Annotated in this window: 16 protein-coding genes; 6 read left to right on the top strand and 10 right to left on the bottom strand. The window is 42.3% G+C overall.

Annotated elements, in window-relative coordinates:
* Positions 1–115 precede the first annotated feature (115 nt).
* Together D5018_RS04530 and D5018_RS04525 are read left to right on the top strand one after the other, a co-directional pair.
* Positions 116–1,687: a sodium/sugar symporter gene (locus D5018_RS04530; protein WP_121837817.1), complete on the top strand. Its 1,572-nt coding sequence runs from the start codon at positions 116–118 to the stop codon at positions 1,685–1,687.
* Positions 1,688–1,757: 70 nt separating this feature from the next.
* The gene (locus D5018_RS04525) at positions 1,758–4,157 is read left to right on the top strand and encodes a zinc-dependent metalloprotease (protein WP_121837816.1); all 2,400 of its coding nucleotides are present in this window, start codon (positions 1,758–1,760) and stop codon (positions 4,155–4,157) included.
* A gap of 9 nt (positions 4,158–4,166) precedes the next feature.
* On the opposite strand, the gene D5018_RS04520 is transcribed toward D5018_RS04525, so the two are convergent.
* From D5018_RS04520 to D5018_RS04500, 5 genes are all read right to left on the bottom strand, one after another.
* Positions 4,167–5,480 (bottom strand): protein kinase family protein, encoded by a 1,314-nt coding sequence (locus tag D5018_RS04520; RefSeq protein WP_133309234.1) that lies wholly within the window; start codon positions 5,478–5,480, stop codon positions 4,167–4,169.
* 74 nt (positions 5,481–5,554) lie between these two features.
* A complete protein-coding gene (locus tag D5018_RS04515) occupies positions 5,555–5,929 on the bottom strand; it encodes a hypothetical protein (RefSeq protein ID WP_121837814.1) in 375 nt (124 codons plus the stop codon).
* A gap of 9 nt (positions 5,930–5,938) precedes the next feature.
* A complete protein-coding gene (locus D5018_RS04510) occupies positions 5,939–6,325 on the bottom strand; it encodes a hypothetical protein (RefSeq protein ID WP_121837813.1) in 387 nt (128 codons plus the stop codon).
* 9 nt (positions 6,326–6,334) lie between these two features.
* The gene (locus tag D5018_RS04505) at positions 6,335–6,655 is read right to left on the bottom strand and encodes a hypothetical protein (protein ID WP_133309233.1); all 321 of its coding nucleotides are present in this window, start codon (positions 6,653–6,655) and stop codon (positions 6,335–6,337) included.
* Positions 6,656–6,735: 80 nt separating this feature from the next.
* Entirely contained in the window at positions 6,736–8,076 is a 1,341-nt protein-coding gene (locus D5018_RS04500; protein WP_121837811.1) for an MATE family efflux transporter, read from the bottom strand.
* Between the two features lie 278 nt (positions 8,077–8,354).
* Between D5018_RS04500 and D5018_RS04495 the strand changes: the two genes are divergently transcribed.
* The 3 genes from D5018_RS04495 (at position 8,355) to D5018_RS04485 (ending at position 10,732) form a co-directional block, all read left to right on the top strand.
* Positions 8,355–8,648 (top strand): co-chaperone GroES, encoded by a 294-nt coding sequence (locus D5018_RS04495; RefSeq protein ID WP_121837810.1) that lies wholly within the window; start codon positions 8,355–8,357, stop codon positions 8,646–8,648.
* A gap of 37 nt (positions 8,649–8,685) precedes the next feature.
* Entirely contained in the window at positions 8,686–10,338 is a 1,653-nt protein-coding gene (gene groL, locus D5018_RS04490) for a chaperonin GroEL (protein WP_121837809.1), read from the top strand.
* Between the two features lie 190 nt (positions 10,339–10,528).
* Positions 10,529–10,732, top strand: a complete 204-nt coding sequence (locus D5018_RS04485) for a hypothetical protein (RefSeq protein ID WP_121837808.1) — start codon at positions 10,529–10,531, stop codon at positions 10,730–10,732.
* 249 nt (positions 10,733–10,981) lie between these two features.
* On the opposite strand, the gene D5018_RS21630 is transcribed toward D5018_RS04485, so the two are convergent.
* Positions 10,982–14,422, bottom strand: coding sequence for a hypothetical protein (locus D5018_RS21630; protein ID WP_165904993.1), 3,441 nt, complete (start codon positions 14,420–14,422; stop codon positions 10,982–10,984).
* A gap of 210 nt (positions 14,423–14,632) precedes the next feature.
* On the opposite strand from D5018_RS21630, the gene D5018_RS04465 reads away from it, so the two are divergent.
* On the top strand, positions 14,633–15,169 hold the full coding sequence (locus D5018_RS04465) for a hypothetical protein (protein WP_121837804.1): 537 nt from the start codon (positions 14,633–14,635) through the stop codon (positions 15,167–15,169).
* Here D5018_RS04465 and D5018_RS04460 read toward each other — a convergent pair.
* The 4 genes from D5018_RS04460 to fmt are packed head-to-tail and all read right to left on the bottom strand — an operon-like array spanning position 15,116 to position 20,283.
* Complete coding sequence (locus tag D5018_RS04460; protein WP_121837803.1) at positions 15,116–16,561, bottom strand: TrkH family potassium uptake protein; 1,446 nt, start codon at positions 16,559–16,561, stop codon at positions 15,116–15,118. The genes D5018_RS04465 and D5018_RS04460 overlap by 54 nt on opposite strands.
* 57 nt (positions 16,562–16,618) lie before the next feature.
* Positions 16,619–18,028, bottom strand: coding sequence for a Trk system potassium transporter TrkA (gene trkA / locus D5018_RS04455; protein ID WP_121837802.1), 1,410 nt, complete (start codon positions 18,026–18,028; stop codon positions 16,619–16,621).
* Positions 18,029–18,043: 15 nt separating this feature from the next.
* Positions 18,044–19,324, bottom strand: coding sequence for a 16S rRNA (cytosine(967)-C(5))-methyltransferase RsmB (gene rsmB, locus D5018_RS04450; protein ID WP_121837801.1), 1,281 nt, complete (start codon positions 19,322–19,324; stop codon positions 18,044–18,046).
* A gap of 2 nt (positions 19,325–19,326) precedes the next feature.
* Positions 19,327–20,283: a methionyl-tRNA formyltransferase gene (gene fmt, locus D5018_RS04445; RefSeq protein ID WP_121837800.1), complete on the bottom strand. Its 957-nt coding sequence runs from the start codon at positions 20,281–20,283 to the stop codon at positions 19,327–19,329.
* Positions 20,284–20,286: the final 3 nt, after the last annotated feature.

The raw sequence follows: 20,286 nt of genomic DNA, 5'->3' as shown, positions 1-20,286 counted from the left end.
TGAGTTGTAGCACTGTGAATGCACAATTAAGCATTAAAAACGGACATGTGTTTTACCTGATTACTGCGCTTGGTAAATGTCTAATAAGCGAAATAATTATAAAAAGGTGAATACCATGAAGTTAGATTTTATCGATTCAAGTGTGTTTATTGTCTATGTAGTCGGGCTCTTGCTTGTTGCGTTCTGGATCTCAAGAGACGATAAGAAAGAAGGTAAAAATACTGAAGATTACTTCTTAGCTTCTAAAGCCTTACCTTGGTGGGCTATTGGGGCGTCATTAATTGCTGCTAATATTTCTGCTGAACAAATCATTGGAATGTCAGGCTCAGGTTATGCCATTGGCTTAGCGATAGCATCTTATGAATGGATGGCCGCAATTACCTTGATCCTCGTGGGTAAGTACATGTTACCCATCTTTTTGAAAAATGGCATTTACACCATGCCGCAATACCTAGAGCAACGTTTTGATCACCGAGTAAAAACCACTCTGGCGGTATTTTGGTTAGCGGTTTACATTTTTGTTAACTTAACCGCCGTTCTTTGGTTAGGTGGTTTAGCTATCGAAACCGTCGCTGGCGTGGATTGGATGTGGGGAATGGTGTTCCTTGCGGTCTTTTCAGTCGCTTATTCACTTTATGGTGGACTCAAGGCGGTGGCTTATACAGACATTTTACAAGTCGTGTTGTTGGTATTCGGTGGTTTATTTTTAAGTTACTTGGCATTGGACTCCGTAGCTGAGAGTGCCGGCGACCAAGGAGTGCTTGCTGGTTTTGGCATCTTAGCCGATACCCTTCCAAGTCACTTTGATATGATCTTAAGCCCAAACAATGAACATTACATGAGCCTTCCCGGTATTTCCGTTTTAATTGGTGGCATGTGGATAATGAACATCAGTTACTGGGGGTTTAATCAATACATCATTCAACGTGCATTAGCAGCCAAGAGCATTAACGAAGCCCAAAAAGGTATTGCGTTTGCCGCTTACCTAAAACTGCTTATGCCATTAATTGTAGTCTTGCCGGGGATTGCTGCTGTGGTGCTATACCCGCAATTAACAGCGCCAGATCAAGCTTATCCATCCATGATGTCACTGATGCCAGTAGGCATCAAAGGATTGGTCTTTGCTGCACTGGTGGCCGCTATCGTGTCGTCGCTAGCGTCGATGACCAATTCGATATCCACCATTTTTACTATGGATATCTACGCTAAATTAAAACCAACTCAAAGCCAGCGTCATTATGTATTTGTCGGTCGAGCCACATCGTTAGCCGCGCTGGTGATAGCCCTGTTTGTTGCTGAGCCTCTGCTTGGTAAATTTGATCAAGCTTTTCAGTATATTCAAGAATTCACGGGTTTCTTTACACCGGGCATCGTGGTGATATTTTTACTTGGCATGTTTTGGTCTAAGGCGACTGCCAATGGTGCTTTAGCGGCTGCTATGGGATCGGCGGGTTTTTCAATTTTGTTAAAACTGGCATGGCCAGATTTGCCATTTATGGATCGCGTTGGCTTAGTTTTTCTCCTCTGTCTTGGATTATGTATCGCGATATCGTTACTGGGTAAGCAAAATAATCAAAACAATAGTGTTGATTTAAGTGAAGTCAGCTTTGCGACTCGTTCAGGTTTTAACACCGCTGCAGCTGGTGTTGCGCTAATACTAACTGGACTCTATGCCACTTGGTGGTGATGTTTTTAGGGATTGAATAACCAATAATCAGACCGTAAGCTGTTGTAAAAAAATTGATCAAGGACGCTACATGAAACTCTCAAGTCGATTGGCAGTTGGAATATTTATTGCCACTTCTAGCTATTCTACCGTCACTCACGCTGCTATTGATGTTGCAGCGGCGCAGCAGCAACAAGATTCCAGTCAAACTTTTTACCAGTTGAAGTTTGATGATGATAGCGGTGACTTACTACTTAATGTTGAAAAGCTCAATCAGCCTTTTTTATTGGTCACTAGTTTAGTGCAAGGCGTTGGCTCTAATGATATTGGATTAGATAGAGGTCAGTTAGGCACAACACGCCTTGTACAATTTGAACGCTATGGTCGTGATCTTGTCCTTAAACAGCTGAATACCAAGTATCGAGCCGATTCGGATAATCCAGCTGAGCAACAAGCGGTAAAGGATGCCTTTGCTGATTCCATTTTATGGCGTGGCAAAATCGTCGATGGTAAACAGCCTAAAGTGGCGATAAATGATTTGGTTGTTAATGATCTCCACGGAGTGGCGGCTAGGTTAAAAAATACTGGGCAAGGTAGCTATCAATTGGCAAAAGGGTTGTCCTTGGTGGAGCCAAAGTCCATTAAAATCTTTCCCAAAAATGCCGATGTTGATGTGCTTCTTACCTTTACCAGCAATAAGCCGGGTAATTATGCTTGGCAAGTTACGCCTGATGCTAAAAAACTAACCTTAAAAATGCGTTATTCGATGGTGGCACTTCCTGAAGCGGGTTACCAATCTAGAGCCTATGACCCCCGCAGTGGTTATTTATCTGGATCTTACATGGATTATGCACAACCGATTGATAAGCCCATAACTCAACGTTACTTATTGAGACATCGATTAGAAAAAGTGAATCCGGGTAGTGCCCCAAGTAAAGTGAAAAAACCAATTGTGTATTACCTTGATCGTGGCGCTCCCGAGCCGATCCGCAGCGCCTTACTTGAGGGTGCTCGCTGGTGGTCAACGGCGTTTGAACAAGCGGGCTTTGTTGACGGTTTCAAGGTTGAATTGTTACCTAAAGGTGCCGATCCACAAGATGTGCGCTATAACATGATCCAATGGGTGCATCGCGCTACCCGTGGTTGGTCTTATGGTTCGGTTATCCATGATCCTCGTAATGGAGAAATCATCAAGGGTCATGTGACATTAGGGAGCTTGCGCGTTCGCCAAGATTTATTGATTGCTCGAGGATTAACGGCAGGTTGGCAAGACCGTGGCGCAGCCGATAAAGCTTCCATGGAGATGGCATTGGCACGTATTCGTCAGTTATCGGCTCATGAACTGGGGCATACTATAGGTATTAGCCATAACTTTGCGGCTTCTTCAACTCATGACGCCTCTGTAATGGATTATCCGCACCCGAAATTTACTCTGAATAATGGCAAAATTGATATTAACAATGCCTATGGTGTTGGCGTAGGTAAGTGGGATGAATTTGCAATTAAGTATGGATACGGTAAGTTTGATAGTCAGAAAGAACAGAAGCAAAGTTTACAGGCATTGATCGCTCAGGCACATAAAGACGGCCTAAGAAACATTGGAGAGTCAGATTCTCGCGCCGCCGATGCCAGTCATATTTATGCCAGTCTTTGGGATAATGGCACCAATGCCATTGATGAACTGAATCGCATGCAAAAGGTTCGTCAGCAGGCGCTAAAGGACTTTAACGTGAACGTATTGCTTGATGGACAACCATTAGGTGAGCTCAGTGACGCTTTGGTGCCAATGTATTTATTGTCACGTTACCAAATCAATGCTGCTGCGAAATACATTGGCGGTACCGATTATGATTATGGTTATACCAATAAGTGGCAATTTAGCTCTAATGAATCACAGCGAAGCTCGCTGAAAGCATTACTCGATGCGTTATCGCCACAACAATTAGCCTTGCCAACAGCACTTAAGACTCAATTAGTACCCAAAAGTGGGGCTTATCGTCGCACCCGAGAAAGCTTTGCCTCTCGGTTAGGGGTTATCAGCGATGAATTAGGTATGGCAGAAGTGCTCAGCCGTCATATCAGCGATAATATTTTGCAGCCAAAACGCTTAAATCGTATTGACGAAGCGCATCGAGGTTCGGCTGAGCGGTTATCGATAAAAGCGTTACTTACTCAAGTGTTAAATAGCACTTGGTTTAATAAACCGAGTCAAACCAATATGGTTCGACTGTGGATGAGAACTAATGCTGTGGTGGCTGATAGTATTTTAGCAAGTTTACATCACCCAAATACTTCGGCAGAAGTAAAGGCTATGATGGCTGAACACTTGGTGTTAACGAGTAAACAGCTTGCGCGATATGCTCGTCAAAATAGTGGTGATAGTGAAGCACATTTACAGTGGTTGGCGGCAGGTATTAATAAAGGGTTAAAAGAACCTAAATATCGGCTAATTAATGAACCATTGGCACTGCCGCCGGGGTCACCAATTTGATTTTTTGAGTTACTTAACAGGCCTCATTTTCTTATCAGCTTCCCAGTTTATGACTTCGTGTAGGCTTACTGGTAAATGATTTTGACGAGGGGCTGTTAAGAAGCGCACCACAGTGTCTCGGTACTTTAATTTTATATATTGATCAATGATATTCATTAATGTTTTTTTGGCATCGGGTCTAGCATATTGGTATTCATCAAGAATACCTTTGTGGAATATACGTTCAACAGCACCCCAGTGCATTAGGTTTTTTTCATGCTCTAGCGGTAGAGTTCTAAATACACTACTAACGGTGTAAAAAATCGTCAGCAAGAGAGCATAATTATCACTGCTGATATTGGCAGTTAAGCCACTGTGTTGTTGCTCTCGGGTTCGATGCCAAAACAGTGTTTGTGTAATGTAGGATGCAGTACCGCATGTATTTCGCAGGTTTTGAGCTTTAGGGATGTAGCTGTCGTTGAGATCGATCACTTTGAGCTTAATGCTTGGTAGCCAAAATACTTTTCCATCTTCCATTACCGAGTCTCGCACCAAAATATTCTCTGGTTTAAAATCCCTATGAATAATGTCTGCATCGTGTAGTTTCGCTACTTGTAATGTGAGTGCTTCAAAAGGAGCAAGTGGCAATGAACCATGTAACCTAATGTATGAAGTTAAATCGACGCCACCACGTACAGCTAAAACTGTCTTCCCTTTCTTAACAACACCTAATAAGCCAGGAGCAAAGCAGGAGTCCTCTCTACCATCGTTTCCTAAAGCGGCTTGTATTGCACGATAAGTCATACGCGTAAAGCTATTTTGAGCTTGGATCTCTTCTTCTGTGCAGTTTCTAAACCTTTTTATCTTTAAAGGTCTAGTTTTAAACTTCATATAATGAGCATCTTGAGTGTTTACGCTTATATCTTTAAAACCAATAGGTTGGCGCATATGAGGAAATACTTTTTCAGGATCATAATCATACGTATAAGGCATTAGAGGATCTTCAGCTTTGACTAATCTTGTTGGAACCCCTTTGTGATTCATTTTTACTCGTATTTGGTGAATGCGATAAGCGTTTTCAAAAATAGATACCGATGCTTGACTTTGTTGTAGCACATCAAGGCCTTGGGTTAGCTTGCATAAATCAGCCGTTTGATATGCCTGAAGAAATACCGTGCTTTCAGTTTCTCTCCAGTTCGGGTGATTTTCTGATAATACTTGGCAAGCATTTTTCAGTATTTCTGTTTTTTGAGAGGCTGCATGTATTAAAAATTTGCTCATTTTGGGATGGATTGGGTACATTGCGATCATTTTGGCTAAGCTAGAAAGTGTGCTTAGGGTCATTAGCGCAAACAATTCCTCATCAGTTAAAAACAATAGGCAGCCTTTATAAATAAAGGGTGCATTTTGGTTTAATATCAGATGTCGTTCATCGATCTTTGTGAGTTCCCAACAAGTGCGTAAATGAGCCTCATAAGTAAAATCAGTATTGTTAATGTTTCAGTTTTTGAGAATTTGCATAAGTAATTAGCAAATATTTCTTGATTTGTGCGAAAATTTTCAGCCACCGAGGCGTATTGCTCTAACCACATTTTTTGCATGTCTTTAGGAAAAAGCTCGATGAAACTAACAAAAGTATTCACTGGTAATTGAAGAATAGCTGATGAGCATTTTTGTTTGAGTTCTGGTAAATCTTCGAGTGTTGAGAAGAGAGCTGCCAGCTTGGATGTATAGAATGGTGCTTGGGCTTGTGACTCCCAAAGTCCTATTTTTATCCAATCCCCATAGTTCATTTCCTGAGCTTAAGCAAGCAACTGGATGTTATCAAATAGCAAGCGCAATTCTGCTGGCTGGGCTTTTTTGAGAAAAGCTTGTTGTTGCGATGGAATGAGCTCAAAAAACAGTTGAGCCTGCAGTTGGGAATGATGCCATTGGCGAAGATGGAGTAATGCTTGTTTGTCGTTGTTATCAAAGCGCGCAAATATTGCCAGTGTTTGTTTAATATTGAGCTGCTGTAATGTTTGAGCTAAACCGTTAATATTAGGTGGGGTGGCTTGTAAAAATGTTTGACTGAGTAAAGCCGCTGCTTTATCTATCTCGAGTGCATTAATTACGTCAACTTGATGGGCATTCAGTGACGAGCTGGAATCAAAAATCTCTTGTTGTAAAAATAAAACAGAGGCTTGCAAAGAAATGCTCTAAAGCAATTGATACTCATGAGTGTTGGCTGCTAATCGGCTTGATAATTTATATTCATTACTATCTGCAAATAGCAGACGGCTACGCATCAGTGTTAGCTTATTACTTGACCGTTGTACCGTGTAATGGCGTAAGAGAGTCTCGCCAGTATTGACGCTAAGTTTACACTGTTTTCCACTCTCTAAACGTTTAAAAATCGAGGGTGCTAACTGCTTGCTGATAACAGTTGGCTGTCTGAAACGAACTGCCACTAACTGCCAATATAAATACCTATTTCTGTGACTAAAAATATCTACAGAACTTAGAGCATATAACTGCAAGAAAGTCTCAACAATTGTACATAAAACTGACTTAATTTAATAATCCGTTTATGTTTACAGAGTTGCCAGTTTTTTTAGGTTTAATGTGGCTTAGGCTCTGAAATATGCTTAGCCAAGTAATAGCAAGCAAAACCCATTGCAATATTCGTTAAAGGCAAAGCCAATAGAATTCCTTTGACGCCTTCAAGATAAGAACCAAGGAAGGCCAGCGGCAGCATTAATAAAAATAATCGGCTTAAATTAATCACCAAAGAACTCATCGGGCGGTGATAAGCGTTTAAAGCGGTAGAAAATAAAATGATCATTCCTAAGCCACCATAGGCGAGGGGCAAGGCTACTAGATAAAAATGCAGCCAATGCAGAACAGCTGGATCTTGAGTAAACAAAAGAGCGATGTGTTGAGAAAACAGCAACACAGGAATATACAAGACACATTGGAATATAAAAATAAACCTCAACGACAGGGTCAGAGCTTGTTTTGCGCGCTCAGGCTTGCCTGCGCCTAAGTTTTGAGCGATGAAAGGTACAAGACTTGAAGACAGCGCCATTACCGCCATTAATAAAATAGATTCAATGCGAGTGCCAGCGCCAAATGCGGCTACGGCAGCATGATCCAATCGTGCTAACAATGCCATTAACACCGCATTAGCCAACGGGTTTATCAGATTAGTGAAAGCCGCAGGGCGTGCGATATGCGCCAAGCGTTGCCAACTGTGCTGTACTCGCTTTATCTCAAAATCGACAAATTCAATCAGCTTACGCTTTATGGCAATGATATACCCTGAAAAACCAAAGGCGATCAACCAAGAAATCAACGTCGCAATGGCTGCACCTTGGATCTCTAATCGAGGAAAAGGGCCAATGCCGAAAATCAACAGCGGATCTAAAATCGCATTCAAAATGGCGCTAAACACCATGATTTTTGCGGGAGTATGGGTATCTCCTGTGGCTCTTATGCCTTGGTTTCCCACCATCAGCAACACCAAGATTGGCGCCCCTAAATACCAAATACTCATGTAATCATGGAGAAGCGGCAGGCTTACTGTTTTTGCCCCTAACAATTGAAATAGCCAATCAATACTAAAGAAGCCGATTAAACACACCAACATCGTCACTAATAGACTGATAAGCAAAGCATCATGCAGAAGTACTCGCGCTTGATTATATTTTTTCGCCCCAATTAATCGCCCGAAGTTAGTCGAGACGCCCGCACCAATCCCAATGGCAATACTGACAATCAATAACGTCACAGGAAAAGTAAAACTGATGGCCGTTAACGCATGCGTGCCTAAACGACTGATAAAAAAAGTATCTATGAGGTTGAAGCTTAATACCGTAAAAATTCCCACCAAATTTGGCAGGGTCATTTTAAACAGCGTGGGCGCGATTGGCGCATGTAAAATGCCGTGGTGATCTTTCATCTACATCCAAAAGAAAGGCTGTCGCATTCGCAACGAAGCGGTAAAGAATCAACATTTTAGCAAAAAAACTGCAAAAACGGCAGAGAGCAAGCATTAACAAAAATTGAATTTTTTTAGCTCACTCCCTTGAAACTCACAAATGCAACCATATATCCCTGTTACACAAGGGGCTTTCCCCACAATATATACTCGTGATATCCGAAGATGCTGGTATTTAACGAGAATAAACCCTCAATTTCGCCTTAAAAAAGGCTGTTATTCGTTAGGAGATTTAATCGATGAAATTTCGTCCATTACATGATCGAGTAATCATAGAGCCATTAGAAGTAGAGTCTAAGTCGGCTGGCGGTATCGTGTTGACTGGAAGCGCTGCAGAAAAATCATCTCGCGGTAAAGTTCTGGCGATTGGTAAAGGCCGTATTCTTGAGAATGGAACGGTACAACCTTTAGATGTTGAAGTTGGTGACATTGTGATCTTTAACGAAGGCTACGGTGTGAAAAAAGAAAAAATGGATGGCAAAGAAGTGCTTATTCTTTCTGAGTCAGACATCCTAGCCGTAGTTTCAGAATAACTTCAAAGACTTAAATCGAATTTAGAGGATAAAAACAATGGCAGCAAAAGAAGTGCTATTTGGTAATGACGCTCGCGGCAAAATGCTTAAAGGCGTGAACACACTAGCAAATGCAGTAAAAGTTACATTAGGCCCTAAAGGTCGTAACGTTGTTTTAGACAAAAGTTTTGGTGCGCCACTGATCACTAAAGATGGCGTAACTGTAGCCAAAGAAATTGAGCTTAAAGATAAGTTCGAAAACATGGGCGCACAAATGGTAAAAGAAGTTGCATCAAAAGCGAACGATGCAGCAGGTGACGGTACCACTACCGCTACTGTACTCGCGCAAGCAATCGTAACTGAAGGTTTAAAAGCGGTTGCGGCTGGCATGAACCCAATGGATCTTAAGCGCGGTATCGACAAAGCGGTTAAAGCGGCGGTTGCTGAGTTAAAAGAGTTATCACAAGAATGTTCTGACTCAAAAGCCATTGCTCAAGTAGGTACGATTTCAGCTAACTCTGATGAAACTGTCGGTGCCATCATTGCTGAAGCGATGGAGCGTGTGGGTAAAGAGGGCGTGATCACCGTTGAAGAAGGTCAAGCACTAGAAAACGAACTTGACGTTGTTGAAGGTATGCAGTTCGACCGTGGTTACCTATCACCTTACTTCATCAACAAGCAAGAAACTGGATGCGTAGAGTTAGACAGCCCATACATCCTGCTTGTAGACAAAAAGATTTCTAACATCCGTGAGCTACTACCTATCTTAGAAGGTCTAGCAAAAACCGGTAAGCCACTGCTTATCATCGCTGAAGATGTTGAAGGCGAAGCACTAGCGACTCTTGTAGTAAACAACATGCGTGGCATCGTAAAAGTTGCCGCGGTTAAAGCGCCTGGTTTCGGCGACCGCCGTAAAGCGATGCTACAAGATATCGCTATCCTAACGGGCGGTACGGTGATCGCTGAAGAAGTGGGCATGGAGCTTGAAAAAGCACAACTTGAAGACTTAGGTACAGCTAAGCGTGTTGTGATCACGAAAGACACCACAACCATCATTGATGGCACAGGTGAAGAAGCACAAATTCAAGCACGCGTTGCTCAAATCAAGCAACAAATCGAAGAATCAACTTCTGATTACGACAAAGAAAAACTGCAAGAGCGCATGGCGAAATTGGCTGGTGGTGTTGCAGTGATCAAAGTGGGCGCAGCCACTGAAGTTGAAATGAAAGAGAAAAAAGAGCGTGTTGAAGATGCCCTTCACGCGACTCGCGCAGCCGTTGAAGAAGGCGTAGTTCCTGGCGGTGGTGTAGCACTGATCCGTGTGGCTTCTAAAGTGGCTGACGTTGATGTGGCAAACGAAGATCAAGCGCACGGTGTGGCTATGGCACTACGTGCAATGGAAGCGCCACTTCGTCAAATTTCAACCAACGCAGGTGAAGAAGCATCAGTGGTTGCTAACACTGTGAAGGGTGGTACTGGCAACTATGGTTACAACGCTGGCAACGACACTTACGGTGACATGCTAGAAATGGGTATTCTTGACCCAACTAAAGTAACCCGTAGCGCACTACAATATGCTGCTTCTATCGCAGGCCTAATGATCACTACCGAAGCCATGGTAGGAGAAGAAGAATCAGAAGCAGCTGCTCCAGACATGGGCGCCATGGGTGGCGGTATGGGTGGAATGGGTGGCATGGGCGGCATGATGTAATCTGCTCTATCTATTCACCTTAAAAACGCAGCCTAAGGCTGCGTTTTTTTGATTCAAAAAATACGATTTCGTTAAGCTTGAATCTATATTGCCTAGCGTTATGAGATACAAAAATAAAGCCTAAAACCAAGCTGCAGAGCTTCATGAAAATTGAGTAAGCTAAAGAAAATAATGAAGATTTATTTTCCTTATGTCTATATCAACAACTTCTCCCTCACGCCAACAATTAGCCGAAATGAGTTATTACGGTTATGAACAAGAAATGGATGGACATGTACTGGATTTATCGGATAAACGTTTTACGGTAAGAGATTGTCCTACAGACAAAGACATGCAACAACAAGATGACTATTTTACTGAAATGGCAGAAGGCGCCTTATTCCACCCACCTTAAAAAACGAAAGAAACAGTTGAAAAAAACAGTAATGCTTATCTTTTCGAACGAAAGATAAGTTTACTGGAGAAGCTGAAAAGTGGGCATGAAGCAGGGTATGAGTCATTAAGGGAGCAAACGATTGACGAGAAAGATGAGAAAACATCGGAAAAAAAGAGAATGGCTTTTCATTATGACAGGTTACCTAAGAAAATCGAACATTTAGAAAAAGCAATTGATTCAACAAAACCTAAAGTGATCGAATAGGTATTACTCATCAAACTCATCGTCAAACTCTCGGCTTTGTGCCGTTACTAAGGCATCGATTGCTTTCAATACGACGGCTTGAGAGCTCTTCACCGAATATCCACCACTCATAAATGTGGCTCCAACGAAGGCTCGGTGCTCATGGTCAACATTTTGTTTGAATCGGGTATCGGCTAATAGTGCATTGTGTTGTCGTCGTAGCTCAATACAGTCACCGAGAAGTGATAATGTTTCTTCAACGGAGTGTATTCTATCAGTGCATTCTATTAATGCTTCGCAGACGATGTCGTGGTTCTGTTGATCTTCACTTGAAACCTGAGCTGAAATGGCATTGAAGTTGGCTAATCGTTGTTGAAATGCATTGACGCTTCTGTTTAATTGTTCACACATTTCAGTCAACTTGCCATAGTGTACGATCATTCTATCGTAGAGTGGATCATCGCTAAAACGATGAGATTTACTTTCAATAGCTTTTTCTAGTTCTCGTTTAAATGCTGCGGCATCTTTTGATATGGATTTAAATTTGTTGAGTGCTTTGGTGACGTCTCGAACTGAAGCGAATGCAATGCCTATTTGCGCACGCACTTGATAGTCTGGTTTAGATTTAGATGAGTCATAGATTTTCTGAAACTCTTGAATGGCCTTTTTAACATCAGTTGTTGCTAGCAATTCGATGGGAGCAAATACCTTATCAATTTCTGATTGAACTGGAGCAGGCGTTTCAGCGACGGGTTGAATTACTTTTTGAGGTTGTGCTTTTAAAGGGCGAGCGGCTTTTTTTTGATCCGCTACTCTAGGTTTCTTTTTTCGTTCAAGCAGTTGTAACCATCGTTTTTGTAGTTGCGCTAATTGTTCTTTTGCCTCAGCCCATTGCTGAGTTATATCGTCTTGATGTTGTTTGATAAGTAAAAGTAAATTTTGATCGTCTGGGATACATCCCTTTTGTATGAATTCGAGTTCAGACCAATGGCATTTTAGCCAGCCATCTTTAAAGCTATTGAGTACAGCAACTGAAATAAGGCAATTAGCAGCTCGCTTAGTTCTGCCTATTTTTGTTACTTCGTAATGGACTCTTTGAGTCAGTTCTTTGAACAGAAGTTGTAGCATGAAATTAGGTGTATGAAGATCAATATTAAAAGAGTCTAATTGAGTTAGTGCTTCTACCGAATCTTCTGAACTAACAATCAGCTTGATACAATTCCATCGTTGTCGTAGTTCGGGGGGAATGTTTAAGCCAGATGGTATTAATGCCGCCGATAACAATACTCTATTTTCAGAGAAAGCCCCATTGAATACTGATTTTTTGAGAGGAGATAAAATGACGCTAGAAGCATAAGGATGCGAGTGGCATTTAGAATATATTTCTAAGGCTGTTTCCCAGTGTTCGCACATCATTTTTATGCTGACGATGATCAGTTCTGATTGTTTTCCTCTACTATTCTCTTCCTCCTTAACATTTGCGACCCGCGAAAGAAAATGAATGATACTATCCAATCGTTGCACCTGAATTTCTCGTATTTCTTTTGCTATCTCTGCAATCTGTTGTTGGTAAACCTCGACAGATTTTGCGGTCGCAAGGTTGCGGTACAAGCTTTCTAATTTTGGGATGTGCTGGTAGGTTTTATATTGGGTGCGCTTATAGAAATAGCAGAGCTCCTGAAGTTTGTGGTGATTTCGTTTAAGGTTTGAAAGGACTTCATTCATTTTATCAGTGATGTCTGAATCTAATTTAATTTGTGGTGACGTGTGCCCTAAAAATTGTTTTTGATCTGGTGTTTTTGTTAATAGAGCTTGATAACGAGAATAGATTAGCTCCACACTTTCAAGCATCTCGTCCGAGATGCTTTCGTTTGGTTTCGTATGTAATTGGTGCTCGAGTTGAGCAACTTTTGGCTTGGCTTGCCAGTACAAAGTATTTAAGTCTTGGTAGGATTTGCAAGAAACTCGGAATCTTTTTAATGGAGTACGGAAGCTGGCCATTACTGGTATGGAAAGTGCCAGCCCTAAGCATTGATCTATCTTCTGATTTGGCTTTTGCTGAGCACAATTTGTTGGCATTGTTGGCATTGTTGGCATTGTTGGCATTGTTGGCATTGTTGGCATTGTTGGCATTGTTGGCGTTGTTGGCTCAGGTGACGATGCTTTAGAAGAAGGCTCTGTTACCTTAGGTGTAAAAATTTGGGGGGCTCGATGGCTAAAGTGAACATCTAGAATTTTATAGGCGAGGGCAGATGCTGCTTTTGCTTTTGTTCTCTGTCTAAAAAAAGCTTCTTTTGTTAGGGTTTGCTGCAACCAACTATCGTGATTGGTCATCATATACACTAAGGTTTCTACATGCGGAGACATAAACAGCATCTGGACTGGCATATTTATAGGCAGTGAGCGTTCAAGGAAAAAAGTGAGTAAATTGATGATCGATATCAGTTGTTCCTCATCCGGAAGACCGTGTGCCTGTTCAAGTAGAAGCAGTAGCGGTACCATCTTCGCTGGTGCAATCAAGTATTGCGAAAAGCGTAAACAATCAATTAAATATTGATATTGTCGTTCATTTTTATCGCTTCTTAAAAAAAACGCCGTTAACATTTCACGATGGATGCGTTCAAGAAATGGAAACTCCTTTAAAGCTTGCCTTGAGGTTTCTAAATTATTGTCAGTGAAAACCAAATCTTGTTGCGCAGCTTCTTGAATTAATCTTCCTGTATTTGCCATAAATTGAGCGAAACTTTTACACAGATTAGTAAACCCTTTCGAATCTTGATATTTCTCAGTGAGCTCAATCCCTTGCCTAAATAAGGTGATTTTCAGTTCAATAAAAGAATCTAAGCTGTCATCACTGAGTTCTTTACTCAATAAAGTATCAGGAATGGAGCGGACAGCCATTGGCAGTCTGCCTTTGCAAACGCCACGGTATGCATCGTTTAACAACATGAAGTCGTTAAATATTATCTCCATACCCTTAAGGCATTGATTCATTGTTAAAATATGCATCATGGCATAGCTATAATTTGATGCTCTGGTGGGGGCTGAAGTGTGTTGTAAGAATTCTTGTTCGATGGGGCTTTGGGATACATAGTGGTGATAATGTCTGAGCAACCAGTAATATTCTAAATACAGAAACTCTGCCTCACTTTGTTGAGAGGTCGTTGGCCTTTGTTCAGTAACACTGCTGTAAAGCGTTGCAAACTTAGCATCTAACTCAGTTGCTCGAGCATAAAACTGATGAAGTTGACCGTTAAGCCGGTGTGTAGATTGAAACTCGACCTGTAGACAAGGAATATCTTGTATAGGTGATAGGCGAAGTTGTTTTATTTCATCTCTGGATTCTGTAGATGTGATTGAAAGAAATTCTTCGTTTACAGGTTCTTGCTCAAGTTCTACTTCAGCTGGTGGATAACCCCAAAGTAAGTTATAGCCGTAGTGAATTACATGGGTTAGCCCAAACATGGTTACCTCTTGCCTTTGAGTTATTAGCTCCTTTTTACCGTTTCCTGTGCGAGTAAATATACCGCAGAGTGCCTCAGTCGTTGATTAAACTTAATTTATGCAGTGAATGGGAATGGTTTTACGACATGGGAGGATTAACAAGGATTAATGTGACTCATTATTAGCTTTTATTTAGTCTGGGCGCTTTAAGCGAATCGAGCGCGGTAACATATGGCATCCAATTCAGTTCAATTAAATTCTGTACAAGAACAGTGCTTTCGACATATCGCTGAATATGGGCTTAGACCTCCTACTTGCAAAGAAGTTGAGAGATATGGCACTAGTTTGGGTGAAGATTTTAAAGGATTACTTATTAATTTTAATGGAAAACTTATGAGTGTGATGCCTATGTTTGATGAGCAACTTCGCTTTGATGTTTTCCATCTTAGAGAAGGTACCGAAAATAAAAGTCCACCCAAATGGATTGTCAGTGATGTATGGCGAGTTTATAACAGCTTAAATCATCCTATGTTTAAAAGAACTGTTAAGGAAACATTAATAGAATACTTAAAACTGGAAAGTGGTATTCATCGAGCTAAGTGCACTAATGTCGGGGCTAAAAAAGCAGAGGAGCAGGCCAAAAAAATCGAAGAGCTTACTCAGAAATGTGAAAGACATCTAAAACAACTCGTGCAATATCAAGGTGACAAGCCATTAAAACTTCCAAAATTTGGGGTGTATTATTACAGCCACGGTTATAATTTCTAACCGACCCAGTAACATTCCAATCGACAATACCCACTTTGCCGTATCACTCAAACTAGAGAAATTACCTGATGGACCAATAATGTCTCCTAATCCGGGGCCAACATTGGCCACGGCAGTGAGCGCTGCGGTTAAACTGGTCATAGGATCTAAATGGGTTAACACCAAGATAATGGTTATGACTATTACCACTGCCGCATACAGCAGCATAAAGGTCACTAAAGAGCGCACAATATCCGGCTGAATACTGCGATTATTGTATTTTTCGGTAAAGACACCATTGGGGTGAAACTGTACTTTTAATTGCTCTCGCATAATGGCAAACGCGATTTGAAAACGAAAAATTTTTATTCCGCCGGAAGTAGAGCCGGAGCAACTGCCCACCGACATTAAAAATAAAAATATTATAAAAGAAAATGCCCCCCAAGCCCCATAATCTGTAAGCCCATATCCTGTGGTAGTGACCACCGAGACCACATTAAAGGCAGCCAGTCTGAGGGCATCGAGCGGGTGAGTGCCATCATGGGTAAACCAATACCAAACGGCTAATACAATTGAAACGAAAGCTAAAAATTTCACAAACCCGACAACTTGAGCATCTTTCCAAACCAATAGTGTGCGCAGGGCAATGCATTGCACGAAGATGATCAAAGGTAGTCCGCCAGCCAGCATAAATAAGGTGCTGATCCACTGTGCTGAATGGGAAAAGTGAGACATGGACTGATCTGAGGTTGAATAGCCTCCGGTGGAAATGGTAGTCATGGCGTGGTTAATGGCTTCAAACCATGTCATGCCTGCAAGATGATAACTTAGAGCGCAAGCAAGGCTTAATAGGATATAGATAAAAAACAGGTTTTTAGCCATGTCTTGAGTTCGAGGTGTGCTTTTATCGCTCCAATCTGAAGATTCGGTACGAAACAAACGCATGCCACCGACGTTTAAAAATGGCAGTACCGCCACCGCCATCACGATAAAACCAATACCACCAAGCCATTGCAGTAACGATCGCCATATCAAGATGCTGTGGGCCATGTCGTCTAAGCCAGATAATACCGTGGAGCCTGTGGTGGTCACCCCTGACATGGTTTCAAAAAAAGCATCAGAATAAGTAATGCCGTGGTAAAAGGTAAAAGGTAAGGCGGCAAACAGGCTGACCACAAACCAAGTGATACTGGTGAGAATGAACATTTCACGAATATTGAGGTGGATACGAGATTTTTGCCCTTGATGAATACAAATACTGGCAGCAATGCTGGTCAGCACTGTAGCTTGAATAAAGGCGATGCTGGTGTCTTCGGCATAAATTAAAGAAAAACTGAGGGGGATAAGCATAAACCCCGACAGCATTGAAAGAAAAGTGCCAAGCGTGAAAACAACAGGACGAAAATTGATCATATAACCAAAAACGTTCGATAAGATGCAATTAAGTGTAGTAACAGCATACGCTAACCTCTAGAAAAAGAACGCGCTAGGTTGGAATAATTTCTCCACTTCACCAATGAATTTCTTGTTAACCAAAAACAGCACCACATGATCCCCTTGCTCTATCACTGTCTTATCATGCGCCATTAATACTTCCTGCTCTCGTACAATCGCACCTATGGTCGTGCCTGGTGGCATTTTGATGTCACCAATGGCTTTGCCTACCACTTTAGAGGTATTGGCGTCACCATGGGCAATGGCCTCAATGGCTTCGGCTGCGCCTCTGCGTAGTGAATATACGTTACAAATATCACCTTGGCGTATATGCGTGAGCAAAGCAGAAATCGTGGCTTGCTGGGGTGAAATCGCAATATCGATGTTGGCTTCTTGCACTAGGTCGACATAGGCTTCTCGTTGAATAAGCACCATCACTTTTTTGGCCCCCATTCGTTTTGCTAGTAGAGCCGACATGATGTTGGCTTCGTCATCATTGGTGACCGCGATAAACACATCGGTTTGATCAATGTGCTCTTCAAGCAAGAGTTCTTGATCGGCGGCATCACCACAAAATACCGTGGTGTTTTCTAATAATTCCGATAGCGCTTCTGCACGCTCTGGCCTTGATTCTAAAAGCTTAACAGCATGGTCTTGTTCAAGTTTTTTAGCGAGTCCTAAGCCAATGTTACCGCCACCGGCAATCATGATATTGCGATAAGAATTATCGAGCTTTTGCATTTCACTCATCACCGCACGAACATGGCGGCTATCAGCTACAAAAAACACTTCATCATCCGCTTCGATGATAGTGGTGCCTTGAGGCATGATCGGCTGACCTTGACGGAAAATGGCTGCGACACGGGTATCAATATTCGGCATGTGTTCGCGCAGCGTAGAAAGAGCATTCCCTACAAGCGGACCGCCATAATAGGCTTTAATGGCTACTAAACTTAAATGACCTTCGGCAAACTCAAGTACTTGCAGTGCACCCGGGTATTCAACTAGTCGATGAATGTAAGAGGTGACTAATTGCTCGGGGGCGATAAGTTCATCGATAACAAAACCACCACGGAATCGGTTGTCCGAGTTTTTGCGCTCACTATCGATAAACAGTTTATTGCTGAGGGTTAGGTATTGCTGAGAGCGAATACGTGCAATTTTGGTGGGCGTGCCGTAGAGCGTGTAAGCAATTTGACAAGCCGACATGTTACATTCATCGCTGTTGGTGACCGCAATCAGCATATCGGCATCTTCGGCACCGGCTTCTTTCAAAACCTCAGGGTGTGCCCCATGCCCATGGACGACACGGAGATCAAATTTATCCTGTAAAGAGCGAAGGCGAATTTTATCATTATCGACAAGGGTAATGTCATTGTTTTCACCTACCAGATTTTCTGCCAGTGTGCCGCCAACTTGACCTGCACCTAAAATGATAATTTTCATGGCCTGTCCCTATACCTATTGTTTTTTTAAACGAGCGTAATAAAACCCGTCCATATTTGATTCACCAGGTGTAATTTGCCAGCCGATTGTGTCGGGGTTATTTTGCTCTTCCAACCCTTCAAGCTTAGCATCAGATGTTCGAGCAAGAAATGCTGCTATTTGCTGACAATTTTCTTCAGGCAAAATCGAGCAAGTGGCGTACAACAAAGTACCACCCGGTTTTAGCCATTGCCAACAGTGGTCTAGGATCTGCGCTTGAAGTTTGGCAAGCTCTTCAATATCTTTTGACTGTCTCAACCATTTGATATCAGGATGACGACGAATAACACCTGTTGCTGAGCATGGTGCATCTAATAAGATACGGTCAAACTTGTCTCCATGCCACCACTCATCAATATTCGCAGCATCACCGTGAATCGTGCGTGCTGATAAGTTGAGACGCGATAAGTTTTCGTTAACGCGGTCTAAGCGTTTGTCATCAAAATCAACTGCGACCACTTGCGCTCTTGGGGCTTGCTCTAAAATATGGCAGGTTTTACCACCGGGAGCTGCACACGCATCTAAGATTAATTCATTATCTTTTGGCTCAAGTAACCAAGCTGCCCATTGTGCCGCAGCATCTTGAACAGAAACAGCACCTTGAACAAAGTTTGGTAGCTGCATCACATCTGTTGCTTGCTCAAGTAAGATTGAGTCTTTGCTATTGCCTTTTGACGCTGAGATGCCGGCATCGGTCAAAGATTGAAGATACTGCTCACGAGTTTGTGATATTTGATTATTACGCAGCCACATAGGAGGGCGCTGGTGGCAGTGCTCAATGATACGTTGCCAAGTATCTGGATAGGCTTGCTGTAAGCGCTTGATGAGCCAGTTGGGAGTATTGAACTCTAATACAGTGTTATCGGTACTGAGTTCAGCTTTGTTACGTTGAATATTTCTAAGTACCCCATTGATGACTTTAACTAAGCCATCAAATTTAAGTTGGCGGCAAGCTTCGGCGGTTTCAGAAATCGCCGCGTGTTCAGGGATGCGGGTAAAATACAACTGATAACAGCCAACCAACAATAATTGATGCAACACTCGTTGTTTATTCTTAAACGGCTTGTTTAAACAGTCACTGACACGTTTATCCAGTTGCGGCAGCACACGAAGTACACCATAACAAAGCTCGGCTAATAGACCTTTATCTTTGCCGTTAGTCAGTTTTTTTTGTTGCTCTGGCAGAGCAACGGATAAGGAAATACCTTGCTCAAGGACTGCGTATAAGGCTTTAGCTGCGAGGGCTCTTACATTCATGGTTATGCCTCACTATGACCAATTAACTGCCCTACTTGGAACCAATCGGCTTTACCATTGAGCACATCGGCCGTAGACATTGGCTTTTTGTTTGGTAATTGAATGGTTTTTAAAATGAGTATGCCTTCGGCGGTGGCAATAGCAATGCCTTGCTTGTCCGCTGAAACAACGCTACCAATTTTGGCGTTATGTGCGGTATGTTGAACATCAGCTTCCCAAACTTTGATGGTCTGATCACGGTGTGAAAAATGACTGACCGGCCAAGGGTTAAAAGCACGCACTTCTTGCCATAACTGTTGGGCTGATTTGCTCCAATCGATTTTTGCTTCTTCTTTTGATAGCTTTTCAGCGTAGTTAGCGAGTGCATCATCTTGCTTTTCAGCTTGCAAAGTGCCTGCTGCCAGCCCATCTAGAGCCGCGAGTAGAGCTTGAGGCCCTTGCTCAGCTAGCTTTTCATATAAAGTGGCACTGGTATCTTCAGCTAAAATCGGCAGCTTAGTTTTTAGCAGCATATCACCGGTATCCAGACCGATATCCATTTGCATAATGGTAACGCCCGTTTCTGCATCACCTGCCCAAATTGAACGCTGGATCGGAGCGGCACCACGCCAACGTGGCAAAATCGAACCATGAACATTAATGCAACCCAAGCGTGGGGTATCCAGTACCACTTGTGGCAAGATCAAGCCATAGGCCACTACCACCATGATATCAGTGTTGAGGGAGGCTAGCTCTTGTTGTGCATCTTCGGCTCGTAAGCTTTTAGGTTGATAAACACTAATGTCATGCTCTTCAGCGAGTTGCTTGACTGGGCTAGCTTGGAGTTTTTTTCCACGACCTGCTGGACGATCTGGTTGGGTATAAACGCCTATCACATTATGATGAGAGTCAATCAAGGCTTGTAAATGTCGAGCGGCAAAATCCGGCGTACCGGCAAAAATAATGTTTAATGGTTTCAAAGT

Source organism: Parashewanella curva (assembly GCF_003675895.1).
In the GTDB taxonomy this organism is placed as follows: Bacteria; Pseudomonadota; Gammaproteobacteria; order Enterobacterales; family Shewanellaceae; genus Parashewanella; species Parashewanella curva.
Note: the sequence above shows the minus strand (reverse complement) of the source record. Positions and strands in the feature narration are given on the sequence as shown.

Bases quoted from the DNA above. Each gene is read 5' to 3' on its own strand.
- D5018_RS04530 (WP_121837817.1), top strand. From the start codon at position 116: ATGAAGTTAGATTTTATCGATTCAAGTGTGTTTATTGTCTATGTAGTC.
- D5018_RS04525 (WP_121837816.1), top strand. From the start codon at position 1,758: ATGAAACTCTCAAGTCGATTGGCAGTTGGAATATTTATTGCCACTTCT.
- D5018_RS04520 (WP_133309234.1), bottom strand. From the start codon at position 5,480: ATGACCCTAAGCACACTTTCTAGCTTAGCCAAAATGATCGCAATGTAC.
- D5018_RS04515 (WP_121837814.1), bottom strand. From the start codon at position 5,929: ATGAACTATGGGGATTGGATAAAAATAGGACTTTGGGAGTCACAAGCC.
- D5018_RS04500 (WP_121837811.1), bottom strand. From the start codon at position 8,076: ATGAAAGATCACCACGGCATTTTACATGCGCCAATCGCGCCCACGCTG.
- D5018_RS04495 (WP_121837810.1), top strand. From the start codon at position 8,355: ATGAAATTTCGTCCATTACATGATCGAGTAATCATAGAGCCATTAGAA.
- groL (WP_121837809.1), top strand. From the start codon at position 8,686: ATGGCAGCAAAAGAAGTGCTATTTGGTAATGACGCTCGCGGCAAAATG.
- D5018_RS04485 (WP_121837808.1), top strand. From the start codon at position 10,529: ATGTCTATATCAACAACTTCTCCCTCACGCCAACAATTAGCCGAAATG.
- D5018_RS21630 (WP_165904993.1), bottom strand. From the start codon at position 14,422: ATGTTTGGGCTAACCCATGTAATTCACTACGGCTATAACTTACTTTGG.
- D5018_RS04465 (WP_121837804.1), top strand. From the start codon at position 14,633: ATGGCATCCAATTCAGTTCAATTAAATTCTGTACAAGAACAGTGCTTT.
- D5018_RS04460 (WP_121837803.1), bottom strand. From the start codon at position 16,561: ATGATCAATTTTCGTCCTGTTGTTTTCACGCTTGGCACTTTTCTTTCA.
- trkA (WP_121837802.1), bottom strand. From the start codon at position 18,028: ATGAAAATTATCATTTTAGGTGCAGGTCAAGTTGGCGGCACACTGGCA.
- rsmB (WP_121837801.1), bottom strand. From the start codon at position 19,324: ATGAATGTAAGAGCCCTCGCAGCTAAAGCCTTATACGCAGTCCTTGAG.